This is a genomic window from Enterococcus sp. AZ095b, from assembly GCF_051714725.1.
In the GTDB taxonomy this organism is placed as follows: Bacteria; Bacillota; Bacilli; order Lactobacillales; family Enterococcaceae; genus Enterococcus_B; species Enterococcus_B pernyi.
In genome coordinates this window covers 2,226,474-2,244,048 of the sequence record NZ_JBIOSL010000001.1, presented here as the reverse complement: position 1 = coordinate 2,244,048, position 17,575 = coordinate 2,226,474, and the positions used below count along the sequence as shown (strand labels likewise).

Here is a 17,575-nt window from a genome sequence, read left to right as displayed (position 1 = left end):
CGTTGTTCAATCATCGCAGAAAAAGGAGTCTCAGAATGAAATTACTTGCAGCAATCGATTCGTTTAAAGGTAGCGCATCGTCTATTGAACTCAACCAAGCAGCATTGCAAGGCTGGGGGGAGGCGGAACAAACAGTCAATCAACCTATCGCAGATGGTGGCGAAGGAACTGCTGAAGTGATTTACGCTACTTTAGGTGGGGAATGGCGAACACTTTTTTGTCCAGATTTGCTCTTTCGGGAAAAAGCATGTCGTTATTTACTGACACAAAAAAAGAACCGTAAGTTAGCCATCATTGAATCGACGGAAGTCATTGGATTGGACTTGTTGACCGAACCGACAGATCAAACGATCCGGTTAGCTTCAAGTTTTGGTTTAGGAGAGTTGATCAAAGATGCTTTGGATCAGCAAGTAGACGAAGTTATCGTAACATTAGGTGGTAGCGGTTGTTCTGATGGAGGCTTGGGTTTATTGCAGTCATTAGGGGCGAAACTAAATGGCGTTACAGAAGGGAATCCTTTGTTATCCATCGAGACAATCGACGTCTCTCAATTAGAGCGAATCGAGCAACGATTAACGATCGCAGCGGACGTTACGAGTCCTTACACTGGCAAACAGGGTGCGACTCAACTATTTGGGAAACAAAAAGGTGGTTCACCAGAAACTCTAGCATATTTGGAAGCCCAAGCAGAAAAGATCGTTGAACAAATCAAAGAAAGCACAGCAATTGATTTGAATAAACTCGCTGGCAGTGGCGCAGCGGGTGGAATCGGAGGCGCTCTAGCCATTGTCGGGGCTACGATGAAAGCAGGTTTTATGACTGTCTCTGAGTTAGTAGACTTAGAAGATAAAATCAAATCAGCCGATATCGTGATTACAGGAGAAGGACGGATCGATCAACAGACAATTCATGGGAAAGTGCCTTATGGTGTAGCTTCTTTGGCAAAAAAACACAACAAAAAAGTTGTAGCGTTCTGTGGGAGTCGGGAAAAAGATTTAGGTGAATTAACGACGATCCTTCCTAGTGTATTTAGTATCCAAACTGGCCCAACTTCTCTTGATAAGGCATTGGATCATCAAGAAACACTAGAGAACGTCAGACTGCTTTCACAGGCAATCAGTGGCTTGTTTCAATAATTTATTGGTTGACAGTCTTAAAACACCTATGGTAACCTAGTGGCAAATAAAGACAAAGTGAGGGATCCGCGCATTGAAAAAGTAAGTCAATTTGTTGAAGCTGCATTTTAACTATACCTTGTTCGTTCAAGGGGATAGTATGCAGATTTTCAGAATTGGCTGTTTTCAATGAGTGGGTCTCTTTTTGTACTCATCTTCTTTGACCAGTTCTGAAAATAGGACTGGTCTTTTTTATAACGAGGTGAAGATAAATGTCTAAAATCGAAATCAAACAATTGACGTTTGGCTATGACAGCCAAGACGATCTGTTATTCGATCAAGCAAACTTAAATATTGATTCCACATGGAAATTAGGACTGATTGGTCGAAATGGTCGTGGCAAAACGACGTTATTAACTATTTTGCAAAACAAACTACCTTATCAAGGACAAGTGACCCATCAACAAGAATTTGTCTATTTTCCACAACAGGTCAGGGAAACGAATCGACTAACCTATGATGTGTTGTTAGAAGTTTCAGATTGTGAGTTATGGGAGATCGAGCGTGAGCTGATGTTGATGCAGGCAAATCCGGAAATTCTCTGGCGCCCTTACGATTCCCTTTCCGGCGGAGAAAAAACAAAAGTATTGCTGGCTCTCTTATTTACCGATGAGCTGCATTTTCCACTGATTGACGAACCAACAAATCACTTAGATGTGATTGGGCGTCAGCAAGTAGCTGAATACCTGAATAAGAAAAAACAAGGGTTTATTGTTGTCAGTCATGATCGTCAGTTTATTGATGAAGTCGTTGACCATCTTTTGGTCATCGAAAAAAGTCAATTAGTGATCTATCAAGGAAATTATTCCGTCTACGAAGAACAAAAGCGTAGAAAAGATGAATTTGAGTTAGCACAAAACCAAAAAATCAAAAAAGAAGTCGGACGTTTGAAAAAAACCGCAGCTGAAAAAGCGGAGTGGGCTAACTCTCGAGAAGGAGACAAAACAAAAAAACGTGTTGGCTTTATTGATACCGAAGCACGGCGTGTCAATCGTGGCGCAATTGGAGCGGATGCTGCTCGTACAATGAAACGTTCAAAAGCGATCGTCAATCGGATGGAAACTCAAATTAGTGAGAAAGAGAAATTATTGAAAGATCTAGAGTCGATCGATTCATTGAATATGTGCCCAAATCAGTCGCATCATAAACGCTTATTGACAGTAGAAAATCTACAATTAGGCTATGAAGAGATGTTATTCGATCCTATCAGCTTTAGCATCGAGCAACAAGAGTGTGTGGCAATAACTGGACCTAATGGTAGTGGTAAATCATCGATCATCCAGTATTTACTTGGGGAATTTACTGGTCAATCCAAGGGGGATGTCACACGTCCGGCAACAATCAGCATCAGTTATGTTCGCCAAAACTATGAAGATAACACCGGAACATTAACAGATTTTGCGCAAAAGAATCAGCTAGACTTGGAACTCTTTTTAAATAATCTTCGTAAATTAGGAATGGAAAGAGACGTGTTTCATACCTCCATTGAAAACATGAGTATGGGGCAAAGAAAAAAAGTGGAATTAGCCAAATCATTTGCACAATCCGCAGATCTTTATATCTGGGATGAGCCATTGAATTATCTGGACGTGTTCAATCAAGAACAAATCGAGCAGCTTTTAGTACAAGTCAAACCAGCGATGTTGATCGTCGACCATGACCAGCGATTCTTAGAAAAAGTCGCAACGAAAAGAATCGACTTGAGAAGAAGAGAAACACACATTTGAATCACTAAGGCTAATCGAACGTCGTCGACTCCAAGCAGATGATCCATTTGGACTGAAATTGTATGATAAAATTGAAAGAGCATAAAATAAAGGAGAGTTATCTAATGTTATATATTACTAGACATGGCGAAACGACTTGGAATGCTCAAGGCTTAGTTTGTGGCCATGCAGACATCGAATTAACAGAAAAAGGTAAACAACAAGCAGAAAAACTCGCTGAAAAAGTTGCAAACTTGGAAATACCGATCACCAAGATCATACATTCCCCTTTGCAACGCGCAAGAGATACGGCACAAGCGGTAGCCAAAAAAGTCAATCTACCTATGACAGTGGATGAACGACTGATCGAGATGGATTTTGGGGATTATGATGGGCGTCCTAGCGAAGACGAAGACTTTCAACGTGCACGCCAAAATTTTGCGGTACGTTTTCCAAATGGGGAATCGGTTTTAGATGTGTATGCACGGATCACTCCTTTATTGAAAGAGTGCTTAGAAGATGAGGACAATGTCTACTTGCTTGTTTGCCATAATGCACTGATCCGAATCATCAATGCCTATTTTCATCCGATGGCAAATGACACATTCTTTGACTTTTTTGTTGAAAATACGGAATTAGTTACCTTTGACTAGCTGTTTTTATTCTTGGCGTAACAAGAATAACTAGAGGATGTTATCGTAAATTTTCTACTATATAAAATATTTTTTCTTTTCATGAAGATTATTTCACATAAGTACGCTTCCATGGTATAATTTCATAGGAATACAAAAAGAGAGGAAGAAATTTAATGTTATCAAAAAAATTATCTTTATTAGGTTTAACAGCAACAGCACTTTTGGCTTTAGGAGCTTGTGGTGCTGACAACAATGATTCATCTAATTCTAGTTCAGCTTCATCAACAACAGAAGTAAGTACAACAGAAAGTTCAGCAGATGTTGTATCAACAGCTTCAATCAGTGATGATCCAGCTGTTTTAGAAAAAGCAATGTCAGCTGACGGTAACTGGATCGTTGCAGCAACAGGTGATGTGACATTCTCAAATGATGTAACTATCGCAGGCGAATTCCATGACAAAGATGATGCAAGTGCAGACATCTACCGTAAAATTGCTTTGTACTCACAAGACGATGACCGTAACGTAACTGCTGAATACACAATCACTGTTCCAACATTGATCGTTGAATCAGAAAACACAAATATCGTTCACGGAACAATCAAAGGTGACGTACTTGTAAAAGCGAACGGCTTTGTATTAGACGGAGCAAAAGTAGAGGGTAACGTAACATTTGAAAAACAAGAATACCAAGATTCAGCAAAACTTGACGAAAACGACGCATCAGTAACAGGCGACGTAACAGTTAGCGAATAATCTTATAGTCATAAAGACATCTAAAGCAGAAATCCTTCTGTTTTAGATGTCTTTTTTCATTAAAAAACATCCGATATCAATCCTTAGTGATACGACCATAGGCATAGTGAGAAGTTTTACATAAAAACAATTGAGTGAAAAAACGTATATAACAAAAAAGAGAGTAACCCTATGATAGAAAATAATATGAGGGAACAGATATTCATAGATAAAGGAGCGTATATGAAGAAACGACTTTGGTTAGGTGTATTAGTGGTAATTATTTTAGGAGGAATTGGAGGAAAAATGTATATGGATAAAAGAGAAGGAGATCGTCAAGAACTGTTGGAAATACAGAAAGATTTGGCGAATTATGTATACAATAACTATCGATTATATACAACCAATGATGAGGAAACTGATAGGTTTACACAAGAATATAGTAATGGGGATTTGACAACTGAAGAATATGTAGAAAAAGTTGTAAGTGTTAGGAAATATATAGATATAGACAAAATAGAATTTACTGGATATTCTATTGACCCAATGAATTCATTAATTATCTATTTCACAGTTAATGATGTCTATCGAGAAGAAGTATGGTTAGATACGAGATCGGCAGAAACAGACAAGTTTATTTACAGAATAACTGGTGGTAGAGGTAAAGGACCGTATTTTATTGATGAAAGAAAGGAAGAAAAAAAACTAGATATCTCAGATGAACAAATTGTTTATTATACAGGAGGAATAAATTAATGGACCAAAATAGAAAGATATCTAAATTTGTATATCGTATCGAAAACGGTCTAGTAAAAATCGGTAAACTAGTAAAAGGGACTCAATTTATCGTTATAGATACAATAGATACAAATAAAGACAAAATCGGCAATGAATCTAAGCCAAAGAAAAATAGTATGCAAGCAATGGTAGTAGCAGAAATTAAAGATGAATTCAAAAAACTTAATCATGATGAATTAAAAAAAGTACCTGGCTTCCCCGACTCCGTCATCACCAAAAACCTTACGATTGCCTATGCTGGCACGACTTCGCTCAAAGATTGGCATACAAATCTTGAGGAAATTGGTGAGAGAAATCAACGGTTATGACGTATTACCTATTCATATAATTATCTTTTATTGTAGAAGTACATAACTATGAAAAAAATATATATTACATAAAAATTCCAGAATAAGCGAGAAGCTTAGTCTGAACATATATAGAACAAGATAGAATCTGAAAGGAGGAGCTATGAAGAAACGACATTGGTTAGGTGTATTAGTAGTAATTATTTTAGGAGGAATCGGAGGAAAAATGCATATGGATAAAAGGGAAGAAGATCGCCAAGAATTGCTGGAAATACAGAAAGATTTGGCGAATTATGTGTACAATAACTATCGAATTTATACGAGAGATAGTGAGAAACAAAAGGAAATCGTAGAAGAATATCAAAAAGAAGGAGGAATAACAACGGAAGAATATTTAGAAAAAATGTTGAGTATCAGAGAGTATTCGAATATTGAGAAAATGGAATTTACTGGATATTCGGTTAGTCCGATGAATTCATTAGTGATCTATTTCACAGTTAATGATGTTTATCAAGAAGAAGTATTGTTAAACACAAGATCTGCAGAAACAGATAAGTTTATTTACAGAATAACTAGTGGCAGAGGTCAGGGACCATATTTTATTGATGAAAGAAAGGAAGAAAAAGGGATTGATATCTCAGATGATCAAATTGTTTATTATACAGGAGGAATAAATTAATGGATCAAAATAGATACTTATCTGAATTTATATATCAATTAGAAAGTAGCAAGGTAAATTATGGTGATAAACCTCTTGGAACAAACCATATCGTTATAGGAAATTTAAATACAGATAAAGATAAAATAGGTAATGAATCTAAACCAAAGGAAAACAGTATGCAGGCAATGGTAGTAGCAGAAATTAAAGATGAATTCAAAAAACTTAATCATGATGAATTAAAAAAAGTACCTGGCTTCCCCGACTCCGTCATTACCAGAAACCTGACGATTGCCTATGCTGGCACGACTTCGCTCAAAGATTGGCATACAAACCTTGAGGAAATTGGTGAGAGAAATCAACGGTTATGACGTATTACCTATTCATATAATTATCTTTTATTGTAGAAGTACATAACTATGAAAAAAATATATATTACATAAAAATTCCAGAATAAGCGAGAAGCTTAGTCTGAACATATATAGAACAAGATAGAATCTGAAAGGAGGAGCTATGAAGAAACGACTTTGGTTAGGTGTATTAGTGGTAATTATTTTAGGAGGAATTGGAGGAAAAATGTATATGGATAAAAGAGAAGGAGATCGTCAAGAACTGTTGGAAATACAGAAAGATTTGGCGAATTATATGTACAATAACTATCGGTTATATACAACCAATGATGAGGAAACTGATAGGTTTACACAAGAATATAGTAATGGGGATTTGACAACTGAAGAATATATAGAAAAAGTTGTAAGTGTTAGGAGATATATAGATATAGACAAAATAGAATTTACTGGATATACAGTAAGTCCAATGAATTTTTTAGAAGTACATTTTTTGATAAATGATTCAAATAAGCAAATTGCTACATTAGGTGTCAAGTCTGCTGAAACTGATAAATGGATTTATGATATCGATTCAGGTAAAACTAAACCTGGTAATAAATACTATTTAGAAGAGCTAGAATATCCCAATCATCAACTAAACGAAATAGAGATTTTATTTTACAATGGAGGGATATAATTCAATGGATCAAAATAGAAGATTCTCAGATGAAGTATATCAAGTTGAAAATGGTAATCTAGTCGTAGGTGATAGGATAAACAGAAATGAAAACTATATTGTTATAAATACAATAGATACCGATAAAAACATAATCGGTACTGAAACTAAACCAAAGAAAAATAGTACACAGGCAATGGTAGTAGCAGAAATTAAAGATGAATTCAAAAAACTTAATCATGATGAATTAAAAAAAGTACCTGGCTTCCCCGACTCCGTCATCACCAAAAACCTGACGATTGCCTATGCTGGCACGACTTCGCTCAAAGATTGGCATACTAACCTTGAGGAAATTGGTCGAAGTAATAAACACTCAAATGGTGCATTTGCTTCTGCCTTGAACTATGCCCGTGAAATTGAAAAGCAGTATCCCAAATCAGATGGCTATACGATCTCAACGACAGGACACTCATTAGGTGGCGCTAAAGCACTTTTTGTCGCAGCGATCAATGGTTATGATAGTGTGACGTACGGCGCGGCAGGACCAGGGCTTGCACAAGCCTTATTCGATAATCACAACGGTACCCTGATCAATATCTACGACACTTCGGATGTCGTCACGAGTGGGCTTTTCACTGGTGGGAAAGGGATGCTTCCAATCAATAGTTTTGGGATTGATAACCCGGGGTGGCAAACAGCAGGGCATTCATTGGATCAATTCAGGGTTGATAAAGAAGGAAATTATATCGATAAGCATGGACAGATAATCGTATACGTTGATGGCAATGGGGGGATCTTGTTAGCCCCAACTTTGTGGCAACAAACACTTTTGGAAAACGAAGCAATGATCAAACTACTAGCAGTCAGTGGCGAACATACGCTAGATGAAATCAAGCGTTTGAAAGAAGAAAATGAGTGGCTCAAGGTTCAAATCAAAGAATTCTTGACCTTAAAAGAGTTAGGTAAGAAGCTGACTGCAAGTGGCGGCGGACTTTCTCAATCAGAAAAAATTTATTTAGAGGATAGCCAAGCATTTGCTGTAGTACGGACCGCAGCAAGTAAATTTGATGAGGCGATGAGCAATGTTCGCGTGATTTACCAAAACGGGATCACGGAGTTGGAAGAGTTATGGAATGACTGGTTGGGAAGAGTACGCAATTATACGCCACATTTGACGTACAACGAGGTAATTGAAACATTAGCCGAAGTTAATTGTACAAAATGGGAGATTGTCGATGAGCCAACACAGGAATTTAGAGATAAAATCCGCCAGATCGATCAGATGTCGGAACAGTTTCAAACGCTCGCCGATGAAATCACCCGAAAAATCAATGAAATGGTGACAAGTGACAAAGAATTAGCGAATCAATTGTTTGGTGTATAAAAGGAGGAGAGGAAAATTGAGTCAGGAAATACAGCTTTATGAAACATATCAAGCAACGAAACGAGGGTTATCAGAGCAAGAAGAAGCATTGATTGCAACAGAAAGAAAAGTCCATGAGCTAGCGGAAGCAACTTACAAAGATCTCCGATTGATTTTGCACTCTTTTTCTGAACCACAAGAGGCCTTTGACTATGGACGTATCATGATTTCTCGTTTAGAAGAGGATCTGTCGACGGAATTGCGCCATCAACGAAAGAAAATCCAGCTTGACCTAGAAGATAACGAGCAGGTCTATCGTAAGAAACTGGCACAATTGGATTAAAAAGAATGGAGGTTTTGAGATGTTTGAAATGATTGAAACGATTGATCAATGGTGGGAGAAATATCAGAAAGATATGGAGAAATGCTTAACTCGTTCACTTGGAATCGCGCTGAAAAGTGAGAAGGGATTGAAAATAAGAACGACAAATCAATCTGGGAAGAATGAGACAAATAGAGCAAAACGCACGATTTCTTCAGCAGGTACAGGATTGAAGGAGACCCTCAAAGGGCAATTTGGCAACAAAGTGTCGCTAGCTTTAGACGAACAAGAAAAAGCCTTAGACAAAGGTTAGTCAAAGAAACACAAAAAACTTATTCTTACATAAATTGATTAAAGGATTCTGTCAGAACTGATCAACTGAATAATCTATAAAAGCCGAAAATAGGTTGGACTATTTTCGGCTTTTTTGGATTAGTTGCTTAGATGAATTCATTGATTCGTTTTTTTTTACACTATTAAGAAATGAAATTTAATATATTTTATATTTATATTGAAAAATTATTTCATACGAAGTATAATCAATTTATAAATGAATGCGGATACATGGTAAGGGGGAGAGTACATGTTTGGTTTTTCTGTATTTATGAATCAAGAGTTGTCCGAAGAAACGAAAACGTATATCCATGAAATGGCAGAGAAGGGATTTATTGGTATCTTTACATCCATGCATATTCCAGAAGATGATCCTTCAGCTTATAAAAGGCGTTTGACTGAACTTGGCCAAGAAGCAAAAGCAACCGGATTAGAGTTGATGGTAGATATATCGGGTAAGGCATTAGAGTTGGCAGGGTTCTCCTTAGAAAATCTTGAGCCATTAAAAGAGATTGGTGTGACAGGTCTGCGGATGGATTATCACCTGTCGAACCAACAGATTGCGAAGTGGTCTCATCAATTGAAAATCAGTTTGAATGCAAGCACGATCACTGAACAAGATGTGCAAGAATTAAAAGAAGCAGGTGCTGATTTTACTCAGATGGAAGCTTGGCACAATTATTATCCGCGCCCAGAAACAGGGTTAGACAAATCGTGGTACCAAAGAAAAAATCAATGGTTAGCAGAACAAGGATTTACGATTCAAGGATTTGTACCAGGAGATGAAGTGTTGAGAGGGCCTTTATACAAAGGACTTCCAACATTGGAAGAACATCGTTACCAACATCCTTTGGCAGCAGCGCTAGACTTAGCTTCATGTGGAACGGATCTGATCTATATTGGTGACGGTGGGCTATCGCTGACCACGCAGGAACAATTTTCGTATTATAAAGAAACAGGTGGTATCTTATTGCATGTGACATTGTTGGACCCAACATTTGGTCCAATCATTTTAGGTACACATACGAATCGACAAGATGAAGCTAAAGCTGTGGTACGTAGTGCAGATGCACGATTTAGAGAAATCCCTCCTATTCCTGCTCGACTAACAGATGAACGGAAAACAGGTACGGTCACGTTAGATAATGAAGCGTATCTTCGCTATATGGGTGAAATCCAACTAATGAAAGAAGATTTACCAGCAGATGAAAAAGTCAATTGTGTGGCACGAGTGATCTCGGCTGATTTGCCATTGATCCAACAAATCCATGCAGGAATGATTTATAAATTTAAATGTAAAGAAGGAATTGAGAAATGACGATCGATTTAGATAAATTAACAACGGAACGTAGAAATCAAAAGACATTTGGTTTGGATGAGATGAGTGTTTCTGAAGCCGCTCGCTTGATGAATCAAGAAGATCATGAAGTGGCGGCAGCTATCGCAAAAGAACTACCAAGTATTGAACCAGTGATTGAAGCCGCGATTGTTTCTTTCAAAAAAAATGGACGCTTGATCTACATGGGCGCTGGCACAAGTGGACGATTGGGTGTACTGGATGCAGCCGAGTGTGTTCCTACATTTGGTGTAGAGCCTGAAATGGTCGTTGGTTTGATTGCAGGTGGTGAAGCGGCTATGACTGTCGCAGTTGAAGGTGCAGAGGATTCACTTGAGTTAGGGAAAGAAGATTTGATCCAGTTGAACTTGACGGAAAATGATTTGGTCGTAGGTATCGCGGCAAGCGGTCGCACGCCTTATGTGATTGGTGGCTTAGACTATGCTCGTTCAATCGGCGCAAAGACGGCCACGATTTCTTGTAATAAAGAAGCTGAAATCAGTCAACATGCTGATTTTCCTATTGAGGTAGATGCCGGACCAGAATTTTTAACAGGTTCGACACGTTTAAAATCTGGAACTGCACAGAAATTGATTTTAAATATGATTTCTACAATCAGTATGATCGGTATCGGAAAAGTATTCAATAATCTAATGGTCGATGTCAAGCCAACAAATGACAAATTAGTCGAACGTTCAAAGCGAATCATCATGGAAGCAACAGAAGTGGATTATGAAACAGCAGAAAAATACTTTTATGAAGCGGAACAAAATGTTAAACTAGCGATCGTTATGTTATTGACGAATAGTGACAAAGAGACAGCAAAAAGAAAACTAGCTGAGGCAGACGGCTTTGTAAAACGAACGTTGTAAGGGGGAAAAGGAAATGGCAAAAAATGAATTGACTTTGACAGAACTGGCAAAACAAATTTATGCTGGGGCTGGTGGCATGGGCAACGTAGACAGCGTTGTCCATTGCATGACACGGGTTCGGATGAAGGTCATTGATGAATCGTTGGTCGACGTAGCGAAATTGAAAGCGATACCGGGCGTGTTAGGGGTAGTTGAGGACGAACAGTTACAAGTCATCATCGGACCAGGGAAAGTAAACAAAGTCGCACAAGAAATGGTTGACCAAGCAGGAGTCAAACTAGGTGAAAAAATTCCTGGAAACCCTAATGTTACAACTGGTTTATCAGGGAAAGACAAGGTCAACGAACGTGCCCAAGAGATGAAGAACGTACAAAAATCAAAACAAAAACCGTCAAAAATCAAATCTATTTTAAAAGATATCTCGAATATATTTGTCCCAATGATTCCAGCTTTTGTTGGTACAGGGATCGTTGCAGGGATTGCCGCAGTATTGACAAACCTTGTGACAGCCGGAACCATCGATGGCGCATCATGGCAACAGTACATTGACATCATGAACATTCTTAAAAATGGGATGTTTAGTTATCTTGTCATCTATACTGGGATCAATGCCGCTCAAGTATTTGGCGCAACGCCAACACTTGGTGGAGTAATCGGTGCGGTTGTCATGTTGACAGGGATGAATCCAGAAGCTCCTTTGACGAACCTGTTTACTGGAACCCCACTTGCTGCCGGACAAGGTGGGATCATCGGAGTGATCTTTGCGGTCTGGTTGCTTTCGATCGTTGAAAAGAAATTACACAAAATCGTTCCTGATGCAGTAGACATCATTGTGACACCAACACTTTCATTGATTGTCATCGGGCTGATCGAGATTTTCTTGATCATGCCATTAGCTGGTTTTATCTCAGATGGTATGGTAGGAGGGATCAATTGGGTACTTAGTGTGGGTGGTGCCTTCTCAGGATTTGTATTAGGTACATTATTCTTACCGATGGTCATGTTTGGTTTGCATCAAATATTGACTCCGATCCATGTGCAAATGATCGATGAAACAGGACGTACATTATTATTGCCTATTTTAGCAATGGCAGGAGCTGGACAAGTTGGTGCTGCGCTTGCTTTATGGGTACGTTGTAAGAAAGACAAAGAATTGACTGAAATGATCAAAGGTGCGTTACCTGTAGGGATTTTAGGGATTGGTGAACCATTGATCTATGGGGTAACATTGCCTTTAGGTCGTCCATTCATTACTGCTTGTATTGGAGGCGGTATCGGTGGTGCGGTGATTGGCTTGATCGGGAATATTGGTGCCATTGCTATTGGACCTTCTGGCGCAGCGTTGATTCCTTTGATTTCAGATGGCAAATGGTTTGGCTACGTCCTTGGATTATTAGCTGCTTATGCGGGCGGATTCTTAGCTACTTTCTTTTTCGGGATTCCTAAAGAACAATTAGCGAAAGAAGAATTAGCAGAAGAAGCACCTGTTTATACAGCATCAAGTACTGACTCAACAAATCAAACACAAGCCGTTCAATTATGTGCAGTAGCAGATGGTACAGTGCAATCAATCGAACAAGCGAGTGATCCTGTATTTGCTCAAAAGATGATGGGAGAAGGGTATTTTGTTGAACCAACGAATGGTCATATCTATGCGCCAACTTCTGGGATCATCAGCTCTATTTTCCCAACGAAACATGCCATCGGATTAACAACAGCTGATGGGTTAGAGCTATTAATCCACATGGGAGTCAATACTGTGGAACTAGGTGGGACGCCATTTGATATAAAAGTGAGTGAAGGACAAGCTGTCACAAAAGATACGATGATAGCGGACGTGGATCTAGCTGCGATCAAAGAGGCAGGAAAAGAAACCGCTATGATGGTTCTCCTGACAAATATGGAACATGTCCTAACGTTTGTTTTAACACATACAGGTGAAGTAACAGCAAAAACACCCGTGATGGATGTGGAAAGTGTAAAATAATAAAAAGCGCAAAATCAAAGGATTTTGCGCTTTTTATTAAGCTCTATATCGTTGAACTAAGGCATGGTAGATTCTTTCAACATCTATTGGTGTACCACGTAATTCATAATCTTCTATCATAGGAAAGCCGAATTGTTCAGCATATTGTTTCGCTGTCAAACAATATTGATAGTTAAAATTTTTATTTCCGCTACCGACAACACCAAGACAAAGCGCATGATTTTCTTGATATTCCAAGTATTCTCGCATGGTTTCTGTCAAAATCTCTTGGTCACCACTGTCAATGCCATTGCCTCCTTCTAGATAGGTTGGCACAAACACAAAGAAAGGTTTAGTTTCTTTTTCAAAGTCGCTATTTTCATGGATCTCTTTCAGGTGGACTAAGGGAAGTGAAGCATCTTTTTCATGTTGTTCCACAGCAAATGCTGCTAATTTTTTGACGAATCCTCGGGTGTTACCAGAAATTGAGATATATAAGATATTCATGATATCGTCCTCCAATCATTCTTATCCAGTATAGCATTTTTTTGTTTTTTGGGTAGATAAGAAGAGGAAGAGAAGCGGTCGCTTTCCTTGTATAATTAGAAAAAAATAGTTACAATTAAATTTCAATTAGAATTTTTTAGAAAAAAATAAATGAAACGAAGTTTTGCTATACTTTGCATAAAAGCGGTTTATTTTGGAGGATGCGTACATGGACACAGAGCAACAGAAAAAAGGTATTGGATTGATCCCACTAGCGGCCTTAGTGATTGGGTCAGCGATTGGAGGTGGCGTTTTCGGTATTATGACCGACATCTCAGGATCGGCTGGTGGCCCAGCATTGTTCAGCTGGGTATTAGTTGGGACGTCCATGATGATGCTCTCTTTGTCAATCAATAATATCAATAAGAAACGTCCAGAATTAGAAGGTGGTATTTTTAGCTATGCCGAAGCTGGCTTTGGTCGATTTTCGGGATTCATCAGTGGGTGGGGCTATTGGCTGACCTGCTGGTTAGGAAACGTGGCATTTGCTACGCTATTGATGAGTGCGTTGGGCTATTTCTTTCCAGTATTCGATGGGGGGCAAAATGTCGCCTCGGTCATCGTCAGTACTATATTTTTGTGGGGATATGCTTGGCTCGTCAATCGAGGAGTCGAAAATGCCAGTTACGTCAATGCAATCGTGACAATTTGTAAATTAGTTCCGCTATTTTTATTTATCATTGTTGCTATCAGCACGTTCTCATTGCAACAATTCATCAATAATTTTTCAAGTGATATCATCTTGAATGCCAATGGACAGCCGATTCCTTTCTCAAGTCAAATACTAAGTTGTATCATGGTGATGCTTTGGGTATTTGTTGGAATTGAAGGTGCATCTGTGGTTGGTTCACGAGCAAAGAAAAAATCAGATGTCGGAAAAGCCACGATTTTAGGAATTTTTGGATTGATCGTGATCTATGTTTTAGTTTCGATGTTGCCTTACGGTACAATGACGATGGAAGAACTCCAAACAATCCAAACGCAACCAGCAATGGGCTATGTGTTTGAGATGATGGTTGGTAAATGGGGAGCTGTCGTGATCAATGGTGGACTGATCATTTCCTTGGTCGGTGTATGGTTATCTTGGACGATTTTACCCATTGAAACGATGCGCAATATGGCGGATGACGGCTTATTGCCAGCGCGTTGGGGAAAAGTCAATAAAAAGGGCGCACCCACATATGCGATCGTATTAACGACTTTATGTACAAATGTCTTTTTGCTTTCGCTACTGTTTACAGATAGTGCCTATAACTTTGCTTATACCCTCGGAACAGCAGCGATCTTCTTTACGTGGTTATTCTTAGGATTGTATCAAATGAAACTATCTTATCAAAGAAAAGAATGGGTCCAGTTCTTGGTTGGCTCATTAGCAAGTGCTTTTCAAATTTGGGCAATGCTATTTGTCGCTTTCAATGAAGTGATGCTCGTTCTTGTATTATTTTTACCAGGTATCTTATTTTATCTCAAAGCAAGAAAAGAAAAACAGCAAGCTGTTCCACAGACAAAACTTGATTATTTATTGCTTTCGTTAGTATCGATTTTTGGAGTAGTGGCATTGGCATTATTTGCAACTGGAGTATTGCATTTATAAAACGCACAAAAGTTGAAACCCATTCTTTTGTATCACTCAAAAAGCATCTAAGAGATCGACCCGATTCAGGTCATTTCTTAGGTGTTTTTTCATGCTGCCTATTCACTGATTGTTTAGTAAAAACGATACGTGACTTTCTCACAACGTTTTTCCGCGATTGTTCGTTTCATTTCAGTGAAGAGGAATGGTTACGTTGTCACATTTTGACACATTGAGGCAGATTTTGTTTTAATGATGATCCAAACAAACAATTTTGTAAGAGAAAAAGTTGAGAGAAAGATGGTCGAAATAGGTAGTGATTGCCTATACTTATTCCTTGAGGCATAAAAAAATGGAGGGAATATATGAGAGTGAAAGGGTTGACGAGCTATCAATTGAAATGGATAGCAATTGTTTTTATGGTCGTTGATCATATCAACAGTTATTTCGGGATGCAATTAGGGTTACCAATTTGGGTCTCGTGGTTGGGACGTTTTGTTGCGCCATTATTTGTATTTTTATTAGTTGAAGGTTTCAAGTATACGCATAGTAAATATCAGTATGCGAAACGATTAGGAATAGCTGCATTCGTAGTAGCGATTGGAAATATCATCTATCATTTATTAACAGGAAATTACATCAGTGAATATAATCATCAGCCAAACTATTATTTATTTTTAGGTCCACATAATATCTTTTTGACATTATTTTTGCTGTTTTGCTTGATGTGGCTTCTTTCTATAATAAAAGGAAAAACACTTTGGAGAAAAGGAATGCTCGTAGCAGTAGCACTTTTATTGGTCATGATCACGATTGCTTTTTCAGAAGGTGGTCTGTATTTAGTTCCAATGTTGTTGCTGATGTATTTCTTCCGCGAGAAAAAAGAACGAGGGAAATTGGTTCTAGGTATTTTTGTGTATACGCTGATTTTATTTTGTCTAGCAATTTTATCCTACACACAAATGCCTGATTATCAATCATTGTATCAATTTTTAACGTTTGATAATGAATTTATGATGGTCACCGTCATCCCATTTATCATTCTTTATAATGGAAAACTAGGTGGAGCCGGACGCGCATTCGACAAATACTTTTTTTACTTGTTTTATCCGTTACATCTATGGATCATTTATTTGATTTTTTCTTTTATTCATTAAGAAACAAATGAGGCGAGGTCTGGACAGAAATATTCAGCCTCAAGAAATAAGGCACCATCCACAAAAATTGTTCTTCAAATTCTTGTGGATGGCGTCTTGTTTTTTCGAAGAGGTTACTTCTGTTCTTGTCGTTTATTCGGTTTTAAGGGAGAGAGGACTAATGTCTCAGAAACGTCTCATTTGTTTTTATGAGTTGTTTCAAACATTACAGTTTTGATCCCTTAGTTAGATGTAAAGAAATGTTATGTAGTTCAAGAAAATCGGCAGTATAAATAAGACTTCAAGTCATTTGTTGTTATGGAATTGACAGAATTTTTAAAATATATTATTTTTTTTGTAAGAATTCTCTATATTTTCAATCAATTTTATTTTATAATGAAAAAATATCATGTAATTTTTAGGAGGAAAACAGATGGAAAATTATCTTAGCCTGTTAGGCGTACTGATTGTTATTCTTGGTTTTGCTTTCAAGTTAGATTCGATCTTGATCGTTATGGTTGCGTTAGTCGTGACCGCATTTACTGGTGGATTAGGACTTGAAGGTATGCTGGAAACTTTAGGTACAAGTTTTGTAAATAACCGAGGAATGGCAATTTTTATTATTATTATGTTAGCAACTGGTACGTTAGAACGCAATGGTCTGAAGGAGTCTGCTGCAACGTTGATCAAACGTTTCAAGAAGGTATCCGCTGGAATGATCATCGATATTTATGGTGTTTTCCGCATGATCTTTGCAGCTTTCAATGTCAGTTTTGGTGGGGTGGCCGGCTTTGTACGTCCAATCATCATGCCAATGGCGTTAGGTACCGTTGAATCAAAAGGATTAACCGTCAATCCCGAACATGAAGAGGAATTAAAAGGAATGTCTTCAGCGATGGAAAATATTTGTTGGTTCTTTGGTCAAGTATTATTTATCGGTGGGGCCGGTGCTTTGTTAGTACAATCCACATTAAAAGACTTAGGCTACGAGGTAACTCTTGGACAGTTGGCACTGGTGCAAATACCAGTCGCAATCACAGCTCTAGTCGTGGCGAGTGTCTATTTTTATCTAAAAGAAAAGAAATTAGCGAAGAAATACTATTCAGGAAAGGAGAAATAAGATGGATTTT

18 protein-coding genes and 1 pseudogene are annotated in these 17,575 nt (G+C 38.2%); 18 read left to right on the top strand and 1 reads right to left on the bottom strand.

Annotation, left to right across the window (positions count from 1 at the left end):
• The first annotated feature begins 35 nt into the window (after nucleotides 1-35).
• From IGJ99_RS10735 to IGJ99_RS10665, 15 genes and pseudogenes are all read left to right on the top strand, one after another.
• Nucleotides 36-1,136, top strand: coding sequence for a glycerate kinase family protein (locus tag IGJ99_RS10735; protein ID WP_010734733.1), 1,101 nt, complete (start codon nucleotides 36-38; stop codon nucleotides 1,134-1,136).
• 251 nt (nucleotides 1,137-1,387) lie between these two features.
• Nucleotides 1,388-2,902: an Lsa family ABC-F type ribosomal protection protein gene (locus IGJ99_RS10730; RefSeq protein ID WP_010734734.1), complete on the top strand. Its 1,515-nt coding sequence runs from the start codon at nucleotides 1,388-1,390 to the stop codon at nucleotides 2,900-2,902.
• A 104-nt stretch (nucleotides 2,903-3,006) separates the two neighbouring features.
• Nucleotides 3,007-3,534 carry a histidine phosphatase family protein gene (locus tag IGJ99_RS10725; RefSeq protein WP_010734735.1) on the top strand — a complete coding sequence of 176 codons (528 nt, stop codon included), beginning with the start codon at nucleotides 3,007-3,009 and terminating at the stop codon, nucleotides 3,532-3,534.
• Nucleotides 3,535-3,689: 155 nt separating this feature from the next.
• Nucleotides 3,690-4,271 (top strand): polymer-forming cytoskeletal protein, encoded by a 582-nt coding sequence (locus IGJ99_RS10720; protein ID WP_019723609.1) that lies wholly within the window; start codon nucleotides 3,690-3,692, stop codon nucleotides 4,269-4,271.
• A 171-nt stretch (nucleotides 4,272-4,442) separates the two neighbouring features.
• A complete protein-coding gene (locus IGJ99_RS10715; protein WP_224434167.1) occupies nucleotides 4,443-5,006 on the top strand; it encodes a hypothetical protein in 564 nt (187 codons plus the stop codon).
• Nucleotides 5,006-5,347 (top strand): annotated as a pseudogene (locus IGJ99_RS10710) (triacylglycerol lipase); the annotation flags it as partial. The gene IGJ99_RS10715 and the pseudogene IGJ99_RS10710, both read left to right, overlap by 1 nt.
• 151 nt (nucleotides 5,348-5,498) lie before the next feature.
• Nucleotides 5,499-6,014, top strand: coding sequence for a hypothetical protein (locus IGJ99_RS10705; RefSeq protein WP_438770822.1), 516 nt, complete (start codon nucleotides 5,499-5,501; stop codon nucleotides 6,012-6,014).
• A complete protein-coding gene (locus IGJ99_RS10700) occupies nucleotides 6,014-6,364 on the top strand; it encodes a hypothetical protein (RefSeq protein WP_224434164.1) in 351 nt (116 codons plus the stop codon). Before IGJ99_RS10705 ends, IGJ99_RS10700 begins: the two co-directional genes overlap by 1 nt.
• A gap of 142 nt (nucleotides 6,365-6,506) precedes the next feature.
• Entirely contained in the window at nucleotides 6,507-7,019 is a 513-nt protein-coding gene (locus IGJ99_RS10695) for a hypothetical protein (RefSeq protein ID WP_062804829.1), read from the top strand.
• A 4-nt stretch (nucleotides 7,020-7,023) separates the two neighbouring features.
• Nucleotides 7,024-8,382 carry a lipase family protein gene (locus tag IGJ99_RS10690; RefSeq protein ID WP_224434163.1) on the top strand — a complete coding sequence of 453 codons (1,359 nt, stop codon included), beginning with the start codon at nucleotides 7,024-7,026 and terminating at the stop codon, nucleotides 8,380-8,382.
• 16 nt (nucleotides 8,383-8,398) lie between these two features.
• Complete coding sequence (locus tag IGJ99_RS10685) at nucleotides 8,399-8,704, top strand: hypothetical protein (protein ID WP_023520120.1); 306 nt, start codon at nucleotides 8,399-8,401, stop codon at nucleotides 8,702-8,704.
• Nucleotides 8,705-8,723: 19 nt separating this feature from the next.
• Entirely contained in the window at nucleotides 8,724-8,996 is a 273-nt protein-coding gene (locus tag IGJ99_RS10680) for a hypothetical protein (protein WP_010734740.1), read from the top strand.
• Nucleotides 8,997-9,266: 270 nt separating this feature from the next.
• Nucleotides 9,267-10,334, top strand: a complete 1,068-nt coding sequence (locus tag IGJ99_RS10675) for a DUF871 domain-containing protein (protein WP_023520119.1) — start codon at nucleotides 9,267-9,269, stop codon at nucleotides 10,332-10,334.
• The gene (gene murQ / locus IGJ99_RS10670) at nucleotides 10,331-11,224 is read left to right on the top strand and encodes an N-acetylmuramic acid 6-phosphate etherase (protein ID WP_023520118.1); all 894 of its coding nucleotides are present in this window, start codon (nucleotides 10,331-10,333) and stop codon (nucleotides 11,222-11,224) included. The genes IGJ99_RS10675 and murQ overlap by 4 nt, the downstream gene beginning before the upstream one ends.
• 13 nt (nucleotides 11,225-11,237) lie before the next feature.
• Nucleotides 11,238-13,211 carry a glucose PTS transporter subunit IIA gene (locus IGJ99_RS10665; RefSeq protein WP_023520117.1) on the top strand — a complete coding sequence of 658 codons (1,974 nt, stop codon included), beginning with the start codon at nucleotides 11,238-11,240 and terminating at the stop codon, nucleotides 13,209-13,211.
• 36 nt (nucleotides 13,212-13,247) lie between these two features.
• On the opposite strand, the gene nrdI is transcribed toward IGJ99_RS10665, so the two are convergent.
• Nucleotides 13,248-13,697 carry a class Ib ribonucleoside-diphosphate reductase assembly flavoprotein NrdI gene (gene nrdI / locus IGJ99_RS10660; RefSeq protein ID WP_010734744.1) on the bottom strand — a complete coding sequence of 150 codons (450 nt, stop codon included), beginning with the start codon at nucleotides 13,695-13,697 and terminating at the stop codon, nucleotides 13,248-13,250.
• A gap of 208 nt (nucleotides 13,698-13,905) precedes the next feature.
• Between nrdI and IGJ99_RS10655 the strand changes: the two genes are divergently transcribed.
• From IGJ99_RS10655 to IGJ99_RS10645, 3 genes are all read left to right on the top strand, one after another.
• A complete protein-coding gene (locus tag IGJ99_RS10655; protein WP_023520116.1) occupies nucleotides 13,906-15,330 on the top strand; it encodes a basic amino acid/polyamine antiporter in 1,425 nt (474 codons plus the stop codon).
• A gap of 344 nt (nucleotides 15,331-15,674) precedes the next feature.
• Nucleotides 15,675-16,466 carry a TraX family protein gene (locus tag IGJ99_RS10650; RefSeq protein WP_194179478.1) on the top strand — a complete coding sequence of 264 codons (792 nt, stop codon included), beginning with the start codon at nucleotides 15,675-15,677 and terminating at the stop codon, nucleotides 16,464-16,466.
• Between the two features lie 412 nt (nucleotides 16,467-16,878).
• Nucleotides 16,879-17,565: a DUF969 domain-containing protein gene (locus IGJ99_RS10645; RefSeq protein WP_023520114.1), complete on the top strand. Its 687-nt coding sequence runs from the start codon at nucleotides 16,879-16,881 to the stop codon at nucleotides 17,563-17,565.
• Nucleotides 17,566-17,575: the final 10 nt, after the last annotated feature.